Raw genomic sequence first — 17640 nt, 5'->3', positions numbered from 1 at the left:
ATATGCACCGTTGGTATATATCATGCCATTACTGTCCAAGTAGTTATTGATGCCACAACAATAATTCATACAAAAAGCTCAATCTGGTGTAATTGGGCTTTTTGTTATATAATTATACAATTGATTTTTAATGAAAAAAATTACGCATAACGTGTATTATGTTGATTTTAGCGAAATTAAATAAGCTAATAGATTTAGAGACGTTAAATGACGCTGACCCAAAGGTTCCTAGACCAGATCCTACTTAATATAGATAAACATCAGGCAGCTCTCATAAAAAATGAAAGTAAAAAACTGGTACATCTAGGTAATACCGATTTTAATGACTTGAATCAAAATCAAAAGAATCTTGTATTAAAAACAATAGATAAGTTTTTGAATAATAATTACAAATTATTGAATAGTGACTTGGATAATTTTTTTAATAAAGATGCAAATTTTAGTAACTTTTTTACAGTAATCCGTCTCCCTAGAGATATTGAATTTTCTTTATTTTGGGATCATATCCAATTAGTTGATGCTCTTAATAATGATTTGAATCAGCAGAACTTTAATAAATTGAAAATGTTTTTGGCTAATTTTGGATTTTTAAAAATTCAAGATCAAACTTTAGACGATTTTTGGAACGAAGCTATTAGCCATAATAATTCAGAGATTCTTTCACAAAGTATGTTTGGTTTAAGCCTTTACTCCCTTCTTTCTCATTTAGATATATTGACTCACCGTTCTCTTTTTAATGATATTGAACCAATATGTTTAGGCTGGTTCTTCCAAAAAAAACTGAACCCAAAAACCTTTCAGTGGAAGGATGGTAAGTTTACTAAAATTAGTAAACATAAGGCTATATGGACTAATCCCAGTCGTAGCTTATTGACTCTAATGGCAACATTTGCTGCTTTAAAGCTAGATGATGAAAAGCCCTCTACTTACCATGGTTTAAACTTTTCAAACTATTTATTGAATTACACTGATAAAAAAGAAAACTTTATCAAAAAGGCCAATGAAGGCTTTCCTATTAGCTATACAGACTTCCATTGGCTACTTTCAGACACAGTTGATCGTAATCATATTCAAACTACTAATTGCAAAAGGACTACCCGAGAAACAATAAATATTTTGCTAAATATAGAAACTGAGTATAAGGCCAATAACACTTTATTCTTACTGTGGATTATCTATAGATTTTTCCAAAATGATTATGAGTCTAGACCTCAAGATACCGCCTATATGCATGCGATTTACTATGAGTTTTGGGAGTTTTTTTCTAATTTTTATAAAAATAAAATTTCTAATGCCTTACTAAACCAATGGCCGACTGATTTACAAAAACTTGCTCAACCACCTAGTGGCTGAGCAAGTCTTGAGTAATTAAAAATTACTTACCTTTCGGTGGATTATTACCACGACCACCACCAGATGGATTACTTGTTGTACTTGGTCCATTTACTAGCTTACCCATAGTTTTTTCCTTTGATTTGATCAACTTAGTGATATAAATATATCTAGAATTCAAAGTTAACTATTCCCTAAAAAACATCTTTTTTAGGTTAAAAAAGAATCAAAATATAAAATTTCTGAATTTCTTAGATTAGCTATCTAACATAATGGGCATTATTCGGAATTAATTTTGTTAGAAACCATTTAAAGTGTCTGTATTCTCACCAATTAAAATGTCTGGTCTATGATGCACATCAATATTATGGACTAGATATGAATCGAGAGGCTGATCACTATGTCTGACAAGGAAATACAATGTCTTGCAGTTCACTTAAGGCTCCCATTTTTGTGGATTAAGTTCAAGAGCTTGTGGTCGGCCAATACAGGCTAGATGCAGACAAAATTTAAATGCAGCAAGAGCATGACCATCTTTTACTGAGTAGAGTTGTAGACGAGGAAACTCCTCTTGAGTTGGTGGATGTTTATCTGTTGATGCTTTTGCTAATTTGAAAAGTTGAGGCTGTTGTTTAGCATCTAACTTTGTTTGCAAATAAGGTGCTTTATTGGCCTGATTAGATCCTATTAGATTAAAGAAATCTAATTAGACATTTACAATCTAATGGAATCTAATACAATCTATGGTAATAAATAAATCATTGCCGAGTAATTAAAATGATGACCATCTCCAATGACCCTTGGCACTTTCCACGTACCGAACTGGCGAAACAAATTTTAGGCATGTTTGAGACTGGACTAGCTAGTTCTCTGACTTTTTTTGCCCCACGCCGGATGGGAAAAACTGAATTTTTACGAAAAGATATTACGCCCCTAGCAGAACAGCTTGGATGGCGCGTTTTTTATTTCAGTTTTTTAGATGCAGGCCTGCATAGTGAAGGGCAGTTTGTAAAAGCTCTTGATGAGTTTTCAAAACAAAATGGCTTAATGGGGAAAGCCACACATTGGATTAAAAATATTGGTTCTTTAAGTACAGAGGTGGCAGAGGTAAAAGCTGAAGTGACACTTCTACAAGGACAAGTGAATTCCAGTATTTTGTCTAGCATTACTAAACTGGCTCAGCAGGGGAAACCTATTTTACTGTTACTTGATGAGATTCAGGCTTTAGCTAGTTCAAAATATAAAACCACGATTGCCAGTTTACGTACCGCTTTAGATATGCATAAAGAAACAATAAAGGTAATTTTTACTGGTTCAAGTCGAGAAGGCCTGAGACAAATGTTTTCTGTGAGTAGTGCTCCATTTTTTCATTATGGACAGAATTTACCTTTTCCAAATCTAACAAAAGCATTTACAGATTATCTGGCAGATGTATTTAATCAGACAACAGGACGTAGTTTGAATAAAGAAATTTTATGGCACGCTTTTTTAGATATGAAGCAAAGTCCTCAACTAGCAAGATCATTAGTGGAGCGTTTAGCCTTAAACCCAATGCTGGCTATAGATTTTGCCAAGGAACAGCTTATAGCCGATACAATGGGGCATCATGACTTTTCGGGATTATGGGGAGAGTTTAAGTTATTAGAACAGCTAATTTTAAAAGCCATAGCGGAATCACAAGTTGAACTTTATAGTAGTCAATTTAGACAACATCTGGCTGATTCCATTGGTGTAGATAACATTGCGGTATCAAGTATTCAATCGGCCCTACGTTCTTTATCAAAAAAACAAATTATTTTTAAACCAGAAAATGGTACTTATGAAATCGAGGATGCTCTTTTTAAAGAATGGATTATGGATGAAGCATAATTTTGAAAACTCACTTGGATAAAAATAATACTTTACTACTATAATAAGTATATAATAGGCAAAACTGCCTATACTTTACTATTTAAATAGAATTATGAATGATTTTTGCTCTGTCCAAATATTTCTGAATAATCAATGGATCGATTGTGCCACTATTGAAGTAATAGGTGAAAAAGCTAAAGGTTGGAAAGCTAGCTGCGGAACATATTATTCAATGGATTATGCAATTGAACATATGGGGTTACGAGATGGTCATGCTGTTTCAAACCATTATCCGATTAATTTAGAAAGCAATATTGAGCCTACGTGGCCAGCTTTTCTAATTGATCTATTACCTCAAGGATATGGTCGAAAAGAACTATTAAAAAAACTTGGTCGCCCTGAGTATGAAGAAGAGTCGGCAGATTGGTCATTGCTTAAAGTAGGAGCGAGCAACCCTATTGGTAACTTAAGAATAAAAGAAGCTCATGAATGGCTTTTAACTCAACAGTCAGATCAGTTAGTACAAGGATTTTCAATACAGGAAATTATCGAACGTAGTGAAGAGTTTCTTGAGTCATTATCATCTTTTGGACTATTTATCTCTGGATCATCGGGTGTTCAAGGTGAGTGGCCAAAACTATTACTCACACAAGGTCATGATGAGTTATTTTATCTTGATCATACGTTACCTGATGAAATGGCTAAACAGCACTGGTTGGTTAAATTTAGCCGAGGAACGGATCAACGTCTAAACAAAATTTTGAATCAAGAACCCTTATATATGCAAATAGCAGCATATTTAGGATTGCGAGTGTTTAGACCTCTAGAATTACATGGAAGAACTTTATTTATTCCACGTTTTGATCGGCAAGTGGTTGATAACCGTGTTGAAAGAATAGCCCAAGAAAGTTTAGCTTCTTTTAGTGGAAAAGCGGGCTTCGGAGTAAAAATGTCTCATAACGAAGTCTGCAAAATTATCATGAATTGTTGTACAGATCCAGAAACAGAAATTCTTGAATATGTAAAAAGAGATTTAGCCAATATCGCTTTAGGAAATAAAGATAATCATACCCGTAATACGGCATTTCAAAGGCTTAACAATGGCAATATTCGATTAACGCCTTTATTTGATTTTGCCCCCATGTGGTTACATCCTGATGGAATCGCGAGATCTACTCGATGGGAAAAAGACGATAACAACTGGGCTTCAATTGCTCATCAAATTGTAGAATGCAGTTCTTTAACTTTAGAACAAATAAAATCTCTATTTTCTGAACAATTACCTTTGTATCAAGGGCTTTTGATCAAGATGAAATCTATTGGGATAGATGATGAAATTCTAGAAAATTGTGCATATCGCATTGAAGGGATTTGCGCACAATTAAAGGAGATTTGTTATGGATAAACGTTTTATTCCACTCTCTCAAATAGAGCAAATTAAAAAAAGACAATATGTCTTAGAACAGATTCAACTGAATCCTGATTGGCCGATACATGTCATTGCAAAATTCATTAGAACAGAGTTGCATCTGACGTTAAATGAAATGTCCAAGATCACTAAAATTTCGCTTCAAACTTTACAGAAGCTAGAGCGATCAGATGCAAATCCAACCGTAGAAACAATGCTAAAACTTTTAACCCCATTTGGTTTAAAGTTAACTGTCGTGAAGAAATGAGAACTTTCTATCAGGATATTTTCGACCTCAATGATCTGTTTAACTTTTCTGATTTGATTGTCTTTACTCACAATATTCCTATTGAATGAGTCGAATTTGTGCTCAGGTTGAGCAGTTCGGCTACTATTCTAAAATGACAGCTTTGTCCGTTATAATTGTATAAACATTTTTAGTGTCTGGTAATCATGTCCTCATTGATCAATTTTCTATCTCGCTTTAGTACTGCAACTCTTCAGCGCAGTCTGAGCTATGCTAAACACATTGATAGGGAAACAATTGAGTTCTTTGAGGAAAATGATGATGTCACGATGTATGCTCAAATTGAAGGGACAGATTATTACGATACCGCGATTACCTATAATCTTAAAAAAGACCGTTTAATCGATGATGACTGCACTTGTCCAGTTGGATATAACTGTAAACATGCTGCTGCTTTAGCACGGTTATTCTTTCAAGAATATCGCCAAGAATTTCAGCAGCGTTCTGCTGAATCTCAATCAACACGGTCAATAGCAAACCGCCAACAGGAATATGATCAGGCGCAACGCTGGTTGCATGACTTTAAACGGCAGTTAGAACAGACGGACCCTGAGCAACCTTCCCAAACAAACACTTATTTAATTTACCTGTTAAATCAGTCTATCAGCTCAAAAAAATTGACCCTTGTTGTGCAGAAGGCCAGACGCAATAAAAATGGTTCGATTGCCGGTGAAAGTGATTATACGCAATATGAAAATATAACCAGAAAGCATCTGACTTTACCTGAACAAAAACGACAATTATTTAATCAGGTTTATTATTACGCCAAAATAAACAGTGACGAACGCTTTTATCAGAGCAATCTTGATATATCCGGGATTTTATTGGAGCACTTCAAAAGTTTTATTCAAAGTGGCGATGTTTATTGGCAAAAAAAGAGCCATGCTGCACTTAAATGGTCAGAGCAAGGGTACAACATCGAATTTATATGGGAACAAGGTGTCAAAAAACAGACGGAGCATTTAAACATTGAATTGGTCAATGGCGATATTCGACTCGATTTAAAATCAAATCCGCATATTCAAATTCTCGCTAGCCAGCCACCGTGTTATGTCGATATTCGACAGAACACGGTGGGTCAATTATATGGTGAATATACGGCAAATCTGCTCTACCATTTTTTGCAGATGCCTGATCTTCCATCCGCGCTATTGTCTGAGTTTGAACATATTACTCATCAATATTCAAATGTGCAGAATCTGCCTCAGTCTGAGTCTATTCAGAGTGTTGAGGTCCTTGCCGGTAGCCCCCAGCCAATTTTACGCTTTGGTGTTTTAGATAAATTTGATTGGAAATTGGAGGAGTCTGTTTGTGCTGAAATTGAATTCTCCTATGCAGGCGGGCGAATAAAAGCGGGTACATCAGGTGACAGTTTTATCGGTGAGCAGCATGGCAAAATGGTGCGACAGCTTCGGGATTTTGTTCAGGAACAACAGGCAATCCAGCGTTTACAGCTGTTGGTCAAATCACTGGAGTGGGTGAAAGATCTGAGCAATGACCAGCAATTAAAACTGGATAAACAACGTCTCGACTCTATGGTCTGGGCTTTCTATGGAGACTGGATCAGGCAACTCATGCCCATCAATCAAATTGAATTGATGGGGTGGCAGATAGAGCATCTGGAACACAGCCCATTTAAGCTGCAATATGTAGAAAATTTAAATATTTCCATCACTGAATCTGAAAGCCAGCAGGACTGGTTCAATATCGGGGCGACCGTTCAGGACAGTGCAGGCAATTGCTATGACCTGCTCGATGCCATTGCCGTTTTGGTACAACAGCAGCCTGATTTACTTGATCCGCGGACTTTTAGTTATCTGAATGACAGTCAAATTTTTACCCTGAAAACTGCAGTGGATCAACCCGATTTGGCTCTATCCGCCAGGGACATTAAGCCGGTATTGTTGCATCTGCGGAGCATTTTACAGCAAGAAGAGCGCAGTATCGATCGCTATGATGCGAGTCAGTTACTGGAGGTACAGCATCATCTTGGGATGGCATGGCAGGTCAGTGACCGGCTGCAGCAATTTGCACAGAAATTCAAACAAGGCTATCAGCAACAACTGCCGACACCAAAAGGTTTTCAGGGGGAATTGCGTCCATACCAGCAGCAGGGCTTAGGCTGGTTACAGTTTTTAAGGGAAACCCAGCATGGCGGGATTCTTGCGGATGATATGGGCCTGGGCAAAACAGCACAAACTTTAGCGCATTTGCTCATGGAAAAGCAGGCTGGACATTTGCAGGACAGCCCCGCCTTAATTGTTGCACCTACATCGCTGATGCATAACTGGCTCAAAGAAGCGCAGAAGTTTACCCCCGATCTCAAGGTACTGCTGCTACAAGGGCCGGACCGCCATCAGTATTTTGAACAGATTCCGCAATATGACATTGTTTTAACCACCTATCCGCTCCTGGCGAGAGATGAAGAACAACTGAAGCAATATGAATATCATCAACTCATTTTGGATGAAGCACAGAATATCAAAAATCCGCGTGCCAAAGCTGCACAGGTAGTACGGCAATTAAAAGCGCGACATCGTCTGTGTCTAACCGGTACCCCGATGGAAAATCATTTGGGTGAGCTGTGGGCACTATTTTATTTTCTGATGCCAGGATTTTTATATTCACAAGAAATCTTTAATAAAAAATACCGCTATCCGATTGAAAAACGCGGTGATCAGGAGTTAAGGCAAAAGCTGGTGAACCGGATTAAGCCCTTCATTTTACGTCGCTTGAAAACTGACGTCGCCAAAGAATTGCCTGAAAAAACCACGATTGAAGTCAATATTGACATGAATGAACAGCAATCCAAGCTATACGAGGCTGTTCGCGCCACGATGCAGGAAAACATTCAGAAAATTGTGGCAGAAAAAGGCTTTAAACGTAGTCAAATTCAAATTTTAGATGCCTTGTTGAAACTACGTCAGGTGTGCTGCCATCCTAGTTTGCTGAAACTGGATTCGGTTAAAACCGGGCAGGCACATTCTGCCAAACTTGAACAGTTGATGGATATGGTCGTCCCGATGGTGGAAGAGGGACGAAAAGTTCTCATCTTTTCTCAGTTTACTTCAATGTTGGAATTGATTGAGCAGCGACTCAATCACTCGGAAATTGGCTATGTCAAACTGACTGGAAAGACCAAAAAAAGAGATGAAGTCATTACTAAATTTCAGTCTGGACAAGTGCCTGTGTTTTTAATCAGCCTTAAAGCTGGAGGCGTAGGCTTGAATTTGACAGCAGCGGATACGGTCATTCACTATGATCCATGGTGGAACCCTGCTGCTGAAGATCAGGCTTCAGATCGTGCATGGAGGATTGGACAGGACAAGCCAGTATTTGTGTACAAGCTGATTACCAATCAAAGTATAGAAGAAAAAATTATTGCCTTGCAGCAAAATAAAGCAGAACTGGCACAGTCTATTCTAAGCGCCGATCATGAGGGCGAAGCGAAACTGACGGAAAATGATGTGATGAACTTGTTTGAGAAATTTTAGTTTGGTTACTGGTTGCCCTAATCACCTGTAAGTATCTGAAAGTCTGGATGCAATTTTTTCCAATGTTCTCTTAATTTTTCTTTATGAGCGGAAATCATAGGTAAGTCTAGTAATAGCGCTGGCCATAATGATCGAGCATTATCCATAATATCGTGAAGTTGCTTCTCGATGATACGCCATGGAACGCCGACTTTTTCTGCCCATTGCTTAAAATGCTTCATCTCAGCTAAATACCAATCTTTATTTTTGGCAAGATTTAATGCGAAATGACGCTCATTTTCAATATATACACTGGTCATTAATATATCGTATGCGGGTGATAATCTTGGTGCACTTTTATCGTAATAAATCATACTCCAGTTTTTTAAGTGCGCATCTCCATTGGCGAGTAAAATATTTATGAGTAAACGGCTGGCAAATTGCTGAATATCAAAAATTTTGTTATCTGAATACTGGTAAATGATCTTGCCTATCTGTTCATAATTTGTGGTGCTGTATTTCTGATGTGGGTATGCACCAAAGATTTGAGCAAAATCTTCAATATGAATAAGCTCTGTAGTGTTAGCAGTACTCTGTCTGTCGAATCTCTTAATTGCAAAAGCATATTGCTCTTGGGGTAAATTTAATGGTGGAAGGTCTTGTAAGAGTGCCATATCCACCAAGCGAATCTCAGGGACATCTATTCCGACCGTTTTGGCAAGGGTCATCATAGAATATTCATTTAGCGGAACAAAAGCATGTCTGGTATAAGGAGTTTTGATAATCCAGTCCCCGAGTAGAGTCGTTTCCGTTGCCTGTGCTAGTGTAAAACGCCCATCTTTGGCTTTCATGGAAAACTTCATTTGGACGCCGGCCAAGGAAAACTTATTATCTGTTCGAATCTCTTGCTTTAAAATTTGATCTGGATTCGAGATCTGCAGTTTGAATTTTATTTCATCTGGAATTTCTTCTGGATCTAATGGAGTCGCAATGAGTGCTCCAGGTAAATCATGACCTAAAGCTGCCAATAACTGAAATTCATTGTCTATATGTACTTTGAGGCTTTGTGCAATGAGTTCGCGTAATGCACCTTCTGGTAGCAAGTTTGATAGCAAGGGGTGTAAGCGCTGATGTGTAACATAGGTCTTTTCTAAAATCTTATCTGCTTGAGGATACAAGGGGGAAGTAAGCAGGCTCAAGGTCGGGCGTTGCTGATCAAATCGGAAAGAATCCGTAAAAACCAGAATACTTTTTCCGCTCTGAAATCCTGCCAAGTATCCAACGACAGCGTGATGTAATGTTAATTTCAGGACGGCAACAGTATTCATGGTTCCTCTCCTCCGAGAAGACCCTTCCATGGGTTAGTCATTAAGTCATCCTGATCTTCAATAGTGACTTTAATTTCATCATTCAATAATTGTCTGATTAAATGAACCTTATCATCAGGGATGAGCATCAGTTGAGCATTTAATCCTGCCGCTATAATTTCTAAGGTCTCTAATCGAGGGTTGCCCTGACTTTCCAGTTTTTGGTACTGCTGTCTTGAAATGCCTGTACGTGATTGCATATCAACTTGCTTTAAGCCCAATTGGGTTCGTCTTTTTTTGATTTGCTGAAGTAAAGACTTATTCATTGTAGATATATTTATTGCTTTTATTTCCTAAAAGAAACATATTAGTTTCTTTTTTTTTGAAAAGCAATTTATGAATTTATCATTTCGATCTGTAAAATAGCCCTACTTGTATGAGAAATGGGTGTTCAAGTTGTTGTTGATTTTGCATTGTTGGATGTAAATACCAAATGATAAGAGCCTGTAAATAATTTCATTCATCATATTCTGAAAATATTTCTTCAATTTCATCCCACTGTGGCAATTTAAACTTTTTTTTATTCACTTCGAATTGTAAACCCACGCCATCAAGCACACGTTCAAATATGTCAAATGAACCTGTAAAACGGCCATTCTCTATCTCTGAAATTGTTGTTTTATTGACTTTAGTCTTTTCTGAAAGACTTTTCTGTGTATAGCCTAATCCTTTTCTTGCCAAACGTATTTCTTTACCTATTTCGCCTCTTGTAGCCATATCAATTTTTCGCTCCCGAAACTTGTTAGCCATATAGCAAACTTTTAACTAATTATTGTGAATGTTTGCTATATAGCAAACTTCTATAATGATTGTTGAATAGTTATTGAATTTATAAGGGGGATTTGCCTCGCATCAGGTTAATAAAATCCAATATATAGCAGCAGTTCGCAATTAATTGACGGAATTAGGCCAGACATATACATCTTGAGAAGAAGGGGGATTCTTATACCTCGCATTTGAATTATTGGAGAGGACTATCACTTTCAAATTTTTCTATAATACTTTGCTTATCTTAAAGTTTAGCCCGAAGACCTTCCACCAATTGTAAAACAGAGGCTAATCCTTGAGGGTTCTGAATCTGTTCTATTGGAATACCACTCATCAATTTATTGGGTGATTTCATAAAATGCTGCATCCAGGCTGTATCCCCACCTGTAAGAGCATCTAGTGATGTGGTAATACGGATTAAAGTGAGGGCGATTTCTCCCTGTTTTGAAGTGGGATCTAATTCAAGAGAGGTTAATTTTTTCACTGAATCTATATTCAGTATTAAGGCTAGTTGATCTTGTGTAAGACCAAGGCGCTCAGCAGCAGCTAAAACTGCCTTAGCTAATATCATTTTCTGTTTTGCAGTTTTTTCTGATGTTGTACGCATGACTGATCCCTGTTTCAGACGCTGCTAATTCATAGAGTTTATACTATTTAATTATCGTTGATCAGACATCCAATTTTTACTAAAGATATATTAAATTTGACTTTAGATAAGGAAACAACGGTTAAATTATTTAACAGCATGTAGTGATTTCTAGTCCTGCAACTTGGAGTTCAAGAGATCGAGGTCTACCGATACAGGCTAAATGTAAACAGAATTTAAACGCTGCCAGTGCTTTGGCATCTTTTGTTGAGTAAAGCTGGAGACGAACATAATCTTCTTGAGTCGTAGGATGCTCTGTTGTGCTCGATTTAGCCAGCTTCAGTAATAAAGGTTGTTTCTTTTTATGTAATGATTTGACTAAGTTTTGTCCAAGAAGATGCCAAAACTGATGGGGAAACAGGTCTATTACCTTGAAATAAAATGATTCCAATTGATCGATTTTATTCCATTGATAATGAATGCCGGTGTGAGAAACCGTAACACGACTTAAAAATGTCTCAAGCACCGCTTTTATTTGATCTGGCTGTTTTTCAAAGATATTTTGAATATTTTCAAAGAAATAGTTGCTTGCTGTGCGTTCTTCAACGGTATCTATCATGGCGGGTTTCAAAGGTTTATCCAGATGATTTGTGTTGTTGAGATCAAATAACCTTGGGTTATTTTTTTGAGACTTGAGGTGGCCCAGTTGTTTTGCATTTTCATACCAGTAGTTAACCAGTTCGACAGGTAAACTCATTTCTTGTGATACCCGATCTGGATCATGATGAATTTCCAGTAAATTTAGGCACTTAAAAAACCATGCAAATGAAACTTTGGATTCCTTTGTTCCTGCAAAATATTTAAAAAAATCATGAGGCTGAGCGTTAAATGAAACCTCATCTAGAATATCTTCTACGTTACTTTTTAACCAGTCAGTTTGATCGTTGAGTAACTGCTGACTTAAATGGACAGCATGTTTTTCGAAATTGAATGGAGCAGAATCTTTTACTGTGTTTAAAAATTTGAAAGAAGGCAGGTAGCCCATCATTTTCTTTGCTAATTGAGTATCAATGTCTGGGTGATATTGCAGTATTTTATGTCCAGCGATCAGGTAGCTCAGATGAATATAGCTTTTAAAGGTTTCCGTAGGGTCAATGTGACCCAGTAAATGGGCAATCATAAACCAATGATTTTGACCATGCGTATTACGGAGTAACTCTGTCCGAATGGACTGATATTCTTCTGCAGTATAATCCGTAAGATTCTTGACCAGTGGAGCATAATCGCAGTTGAGCAGAATGGATAAGTGATTGGCAGCCGTGTGTCGAAATGAGTGAAAAGAATAGTCATGAGTTTTAAAAAGCTCGTTCATAATCATTCTAAAAGGTGTTGTCACCGTATGTTTGTTCAGCTTGCTATTTTCATTCCAGTTGCTGAATAGGTATAAGTTTTCCTGATTGAGTAGACGTTGCTCGACTACATGATTATGAAATAGTTGATATTCATCGGTTTTTAATAAGCAATACACAGGAACTTTGCGTTCAGCACTATCTGTTTTAAGTTGATGTAAGTTTCCTTTCTTTTTTGAGCCGTAGGGCTGAATCCATACGGATAGACAGCTCAAGCCCTCGATATCCCGCACACGTAAGCCTAGAATTTCATTAATACGCATACCAGTACGGTAAGCTAAGATATAGATGATTTTTAATGTCTTATAAGTGTTTTCTTGACTATTAGCACCTGAAAATAAGGTATCTAACTTGTTCATGAAAGCTTGATAAGTCATGGGACCAATGATACGTGCTCTCGGTCTGTTTTGTATGGCAATTGACTCTAATTCGAGAGACTCAGCTTCAAAAACTGTTTGTTGAAAGCTATGGAAGCGTTTCAACATCCTGACGGTCTGACCACTGGATTTTTTAAACTCAGGTTGGCCTGCTTCATCTGCGAGTCGGGTATTCGTGATGATTTGTGGGTAGATCTTCGCTAGGTTCGTATTCAGATCATCTTCGCTATCTAGATATTGTAAAGAGTGAGTTAACCACGGCTCGGCAATACGCGAATAATAAGTGTAAATCGAACCGTCTTTTAAACGCTTATTCTGCTGAAACGATTTTTGAAATTGGTTTACGCAAAAATTAAAAAGTTCAGCCAGTGGCTGAATCTGTTCTAATTCTGGTTTATAAAGGCTGATGAGCCATAAGGCGACACGTTTACTATACTCATTAAATTTATTAGTATTTTCAATGCAATATTTAATGATTAATGCATCGATACTTTGATCAGTTTGTGATGTACGAATCAGTTGTAAAAGGTCTTTGTGAATCTTTATAACATCATCCAAGGCTTGCTGAATGTCATCATTAGAGTAGGATTCCCTCACAGTAGATGGTGATTTTTCTACATTTGAATCAGTAAGAGTGTCCTGCTGATATTTAAATTTTGGATGAAGAAATCTTTCAAATTCTATTTCTGATAAGCCACAGGTTGCAGTATTCTCAATGAGGCATTGTGAAAGTGCAGGATCAAGGTCAACTTTCGGGAGTTGCATCCAGTTAAAGTTGGCGTAGTCGCGTAACAATTTATAAGTTTTGAGATTAAATGGTAACTTAATCTTATTAAAAATAAGCTGTAGATAGTCTTCTACATTCTGGTTTACTGTACGAATATTTCTGCTATTAAAATGAATTAACCATAAGCGTGTAATTTGATCCGGAATAAAATTACGCGATTTACGGATGGTTTTTTCATCAATAAAGAGATCTCCATAAGAGGGGGAGAGCGGTTCTAAAAATATAATGTTCAGATCTTCGATCTTTCTGATTTTTGCCGGATCTTTTAAGTGTTCAAGCAAAGCTTCTAAAGAGGATTTTTGATTTAAGCCTGAGTAAAGCAGGGCAGAAATAACAATATTTCCAATGATTTCATCATCAGAAAATGTCTTGCTATCTTTCGCTAGAATCCAGTAGTCCCAAAGCTTATCAAGAACTTCATCAACCTGATGTCCCTTCTCGATCCAGTCCATGGTAAAAACCGGCTGATCACGCTGCATCTCAAATGTCAGATTAGGTAGGGGCAAAGTCTCACGACGATTTAAATTGATTTGCTTGATATATGACCGAAAAAATTCATGCGCATATTTTTTCCATGCCAAGCTTGGAGCTTTGCGTTTAATAAACTCATAAATTGCTGGATAGAAGGATTCAAGATGCTCTTTTTGTTCCAAATCTTGTTCTTGGAAATATTGGATTAGCTCCTGTTCTACATCTGCTCGAAGCTGCTTTTCCTGATTAAGTCGGTCTTGTTTTCTACGTACTTCGGCATATAGTGTTCGAGTTTGCTTAGTACGTTTATTGAGTGAGGACATCGAGTTCAATACCGGTAATATTAAAATGATCTTTCATTTGTTCAAGAATATGAGCAATGCTTGAATATTGTGAAATAGATAAGCTGGAATAAGGATGAGCAGCTTCTTGCTGCATCGGTTCATGACCGAATAAAGCTAAAATTTCAATTTCGCTAATTTTATGGCTGAGAAACGCACGGGCAGTATGCCGGTGCCAGTTTTCATGGTGCAAACCTAACTCAGGATTAAATTTTTTTATAATCGATGGCCTTAAGGGGTACCATTGACCATCCTGAAAGATATTTAACAGTGGGAGCTTGCTCTCTAGAATCTGCTGAATATTATTTGGAATTTCTGGCTGACTAGGAGCAATTTGAGTTTTAAAATAATGTAGAAAATCTATGAATTTCTGGAGTTCTTGTACAACAAAATGACCCAGTGGAATTAAACGTCCATAGCCTTGACGCCCCCCCACCTCTTTATCAGAAACCATCAAAATTTTTCTTTTCAGGTTAAAGCTTTTTAAAAAACCAGGAAACTCAGCGACGGGTCGCGCAGCAGTAAAAAGCAATAAAAAATGCCACATCCACAGATTGTAATGATTGAAAATTGCTATCCAGTCACCTTCTTTTTGTGAAATTATTCTGGATTTGAGTGTGGCAAAGGTATTTTGAATCACATTTGAAGTTGGTGCTTTGCGGCTCCCAAAGTTTTTTTCTTTACTATAATCGATGCTCTGGTAGTCATCGGATAACGACTCACACAGCTCTTTTAAAATTGAGACATACTCGGTCTGTAAAGCCGGAATATTCTGATGGCAATAAGAAGTAGAAGAAGACTTATTTGCATCAATACCAGTGAGGAGGTCGGCAAGCTGTTTATTTCCAGTGCGTTGCAAAATAGTCTGATGTAAAAGAGAGCTAATTCTTATTAATGATAATTTTGGAATATAAAGTTTGGCTCTCAGCTGTTTCAAATGTTGCTTGAGGTCCTCTTCCGTAACGGTGTCACCATCTCGTAGCGAAGCAATAAATGAATTTGGAATTGGAATATCCAGATAGACTGTTTGGTTGAGCAAGCCATCTGGATATGCAAAATCCTTATTTTCAAAAATTGAAAATTTACTTCTCAGAAAATATTGCCCATTGCTTTGCTTGATCTGTTGGCGAGCATTTAAATTTTTTGCACGTTTACTTTGTAGACGTAGCCACTCCTGGATTTTATTTCCTGTCAGAAATGACAGCATCAGGATCAAGGAAGCCTTCTTTTTTTTGGTTTCTTTATCCTTGTCTTTAGAGTCTTCTTTAATTTCAACAAGGTAATTTTTATAGAGTTCAGTAATTAGGGCACTTGTACTTGCGGTATTAGGAAAGAGACTGCTGTATGCCAGCAAATGTTCTTTTCGTTGAATATGCTTGGCAACCAGAGGCAGCACATAGCTCTGGCTGGATTCTGAATATGCAGCAATCGGGGTAACGATGGTTGGGTCTACAAGTATTTGACGTGTATCTTGGTCATCTAGTTGTTTTTCTATATTGAGAGCTTTAGATTTTTGCCCTTTTTTAATTTCTGAACTTTCTACAATCAGCTGATCTTCGTCTAAAAATTCATGTTGCAGTTGAGTCTCGATGCTCTCTTTGGCAATTTTTGCCTTATTTTCCAAAACATAATTAAAGGTGATGCGGATCACTTTTAGCAGGTTTTGCATAAAATCATTAGATGACTCTTTATCACGTTCTTCATCAATAACCTCATTCAAATACCGAATAAATTCAACTAAGGAAAGGGAGGAATCTTTAAGATACTTTTTCCAAAGAAGCATATATTCAGGAGTATTTTCATATGTTTTATGAGTGTTCAAAACCCGATTGGCTGTACGGAAGCGTTGGAATAAACGTTTTACAGTGTTGAAGTGTTCAGTGTGATCCTCTTTAAAAAGTTCAGGATGAATGTCTGGAAGCGCAATTAGGTAAACTGCTGCTTTTAAGACCAGGATATTCCAGATTAAAGCATTTTCTTCTGACTTTGCTAATTGTGCAATTGAGTTCACATACCAAGTGACTGGTGTTGCGCTAACAGTATGTTTTCGAGAGGAGACCAAGGCAGCGGGTCTAGCAACAACAGAATTGGTTTCTAGATCAAAATCTAATAGGTCGAGATTCAGCCCTTCCAGACATTGATCATTTGGGTGTGAAGTCAGTAAATCAGCAACATATTGAATATGTTGGGTACGTTGGAGTTGTTCATCAGCAAAGAGTTTTTCCAGTGTCTGTTTTAATGATACCCGCGGAATATCAGCAGGATTTTGACGGCTTGGGTTAGATTCTGACATTATGCTTTCCATAGCTGATCGGGCGTGAGAACGAAGTCCACATTGTTTAAAAGCTGTTGCACAATTCCACTGGTTTGTTGCAGTTGATCAAGCACATTCTGTCTTTTCCGGTTTATAACTTTATTGCGATAATTCAGCTGATTTCGTGTGTATGAGAGTAGTTTTGCTAGCAGGTCTAAGCTCATAGTACGGTGAGGTTTGAAAGAATTTTCTTTGTTTAAAGACAGGATAACTTCAGATGAAATATGGGCATTGATCAGCGATTGCATTTTTGCAGGGTTCATTCGATCCAGATCATGATGATAAGAGGACAGAAATTTCATGAATTCCAAACTTGCCTCTTTTTTTAATAACTCAATTTTGTCCTCATCTTGAGGAAAAGAATGTATGAGCAGTTCGATATTCTTCGGTATATTCTGAGACCAATATAAGTGCCACTTACAGGCATTCGCGATGGTATAGCCAGATCTATTTGGATCTTTCCAGACGCGGATTTCAGGGTGAGAAGTAAATATTGATAGATCAGCTTTTAAGGATTTGAAAGCCTCTTGATAACAAAGATAAATTCCAGAAAAATCAGGATGTATACTGATTTGGATTTTATTAAAATTTTTGCACAACATTTTTTTAGGTGTGTCAAATTCTTCATTGAAATCAAAATCTTTTTCCATAGTCCTCTGCAAGTTTAAAAAATAATCAAGTGAATATTCTTATAATTTTTCGAAATATTAAACAAGATTGATCTACACCATTTTTGTGTCTATTTACAATTCATATACAATATATTGTAATTTTTTATATTTTTAAGAACTGGGTCACAACTTATAGCAATGAACCGTACCGGGTTTGTCGGAGACTTTTTTATTTAAG

The 17640-nt window shown here is 37.1% G+C and carries 12 protein-coding genes and 1 pseudogene; 5 read left to right on the top strand and 8 right to left on the bottom strand.

From position 1 onward, the window contains the following. Positions 1-207: 207 nt before the first annotated feature. Complete coding sequence (locus H0S58_RS13835) at positions 208-1353, top strand: hypothetical protein (protein WP_227592246.1); 1146 nt, start codon at positions 208-210, stop codon at positions 1351-1353. 415 nt (positions 1354-1768) lie between these two features. On the opposite strand, the pseudogene H0S58_RS13145 reads toward H0S58_RS13835, so the two are convergent. Continuing rightward, positions 1769-1987, bottom strand: a pseudogene (locus tag H0S58_RS13145) (hypothetical protein); the annotation flags it as partial. Positions 1988-2109: 122 nt separating this feature from the next. Between H0S58_RS13145 and H0S58_RS13140 the strand changes: the two are divergent. From H0S58_RS13140 to H0S58_RS13125, 4 genes are all read left to right on the top strand, one after another. After that, on the top strand, positions 2110-3201 hold the full coding sequence (locus H0S58_RS13140; RefSeq protein WP_195726728.1) for an ATP-binding protein: 1092 nt from the start codon (positions 2110-2112) through the stop codon (positions 3199-3201). A 94-nt stretch (positions 3202-3295) separates the two neighbouring features. Continuing rightward, the gene (locus tag H0S58_RS13135; RefSeq protein ID WP_176536896.1) at positions 3296-4588 is read left to right on the top strand and encodes a type II toxin-antitoxin system HipA family toxin; all 1293 of its coding nucleotides are present in this window, start codon (positions 3296-3298) and stop codon (positions 4586-4588) included. Beyond that, complete coding sequence (locus H0S58_RS13130) at positions 4581-4859, top strand: helix-turn-helix domain-containing protein (protein ID WP_151838134.1); 279 nt, start codon at positions 4581-4583, stop codon at positions 4857-4859. The genes H0S58_RS13135 and H0S58_RS13130 overlap by 8 nt, the downstream gene beginning before the upstream one ends. Before the next feature lie 185 nt (positions 4860-5044). Continuing rightward, complete coding sequence (locus tag H0S58_RS13125) at positions 5045-8392, top strand: DEAD/DEAH box helicase (RefSeq protein WP_195726727.1); 3348 nt, start codon at positions 5045-5047, stop codon at positions 8390-8392. A gap of 17 nt (positions 8393-8409) precedes the next feature. On the opposite strand, the gene H0S58_RS13120 is transcribed toward H0S58_RS13125, so the two are convergent. From H0S58_RS13120 to H0S58_RS13090, 7 genes are all read right to left on the bottom strand, one after another. After that, a complete protein-coding gene (locus H0S58_RS13120; protein ID WP_195726726.1) occupies positions 8410-9699 on the bottom strand; it encodes a type II toxin-antitoxin system HipA family toxin in 1290 nt (429 codons plus the stop codon). Then, entirely contained in the window at positions 9696-10004 is a 309-nt protein-coding gene (locus tag H0S58_RS13115; protein WP_004282130.1) for a helix-turn-helix transcriptional regulator, read from the bottom strand. Before H0S58_RS13115 ends, H0S58_RS13120 begins: the two co-directional genes overlap by 4 nt. A gap of 190 nt (positions 10005-10194) precedes the next feature. Next, the gene (locus H0S58_RS13110) at positions 10195-10455 is read right to left on the bottom strand and encodes a helix-turn-helix domain-containing protein (protein ID WP_004907126.1); all 261 of its coding nucleotides are present in this window, start codon (positions 10453-10455) and stop codon (positions 10195-10197) included. 295 nt (positions 10456-10750) lie between these two features. Beyond that, positions 10751-11113, bottom strand: coding sequence for an MbcA/ParS/Xre antitoxin family protein (locus tag H0S58_RS13105; protein WP_004907123.1), 363 nt, complete (start codon positions 11111-11113; stop codon positions 10751-10753). Positions 11114-11243: 130 nt separating this feature from the next. Next, the gene (locus H0S58_RS13100; protein ID WP_195726725.1) at positions 11244-14459 is read right to left on the bottom strand and encodes a tyrosine-type recombinase/integrase; all 3216 of its coding nucleotides are present in this window, start codon (positions 14457-14459) and stop codon (positions 11244-11246) included. Beyond that, positions 14443-16770: a hypothetical protein gene (locus H0S58_RS13095; RefSeq protein WP_195726724.1), complete on the bottom strand. Its 2328-nt coding sequence runs from the start codon at positions 16768-16770 to the stop codon at positions 14443-14445. The genes H0S58_RS13100 and H0S58_RS13095 overlap by 17 nt, the downstream gene beginning before the upstream one ends. Further along, positions 16770-17441, bottom strand: a complete 672-nt coding sequence (locus H0S58_RS13090) for a hypothetical protein (RefSeq protein ID WP_195726723.1) — start codon at positions 17439-17441, stop codon at positions 16770-16772. Before H0S58_RS13090 ends, H0S58_RS13095 begins: the two co-directional genes overlap by 1 nt. Between the last annotated feature and the right edge of the window lie 199 nt (positions 17442-17640).

Source organism: Acinetobacter sp. TTH0-4, from assembly GCF_015602665.1.
GTDB classification, from domain to species: domain Bacteria; phylum Pseudomonadota; class Gammaproteobacteria; order Pseudomonadales; family Moraxellaceae; genus Acinetobacter; species Acinetobacter albensis.
The sequence above is the reverse complement of the archived record's forward strand: the minus strand, read 5'-3'. Positions and strand labels throughout refer to the sequence as shown.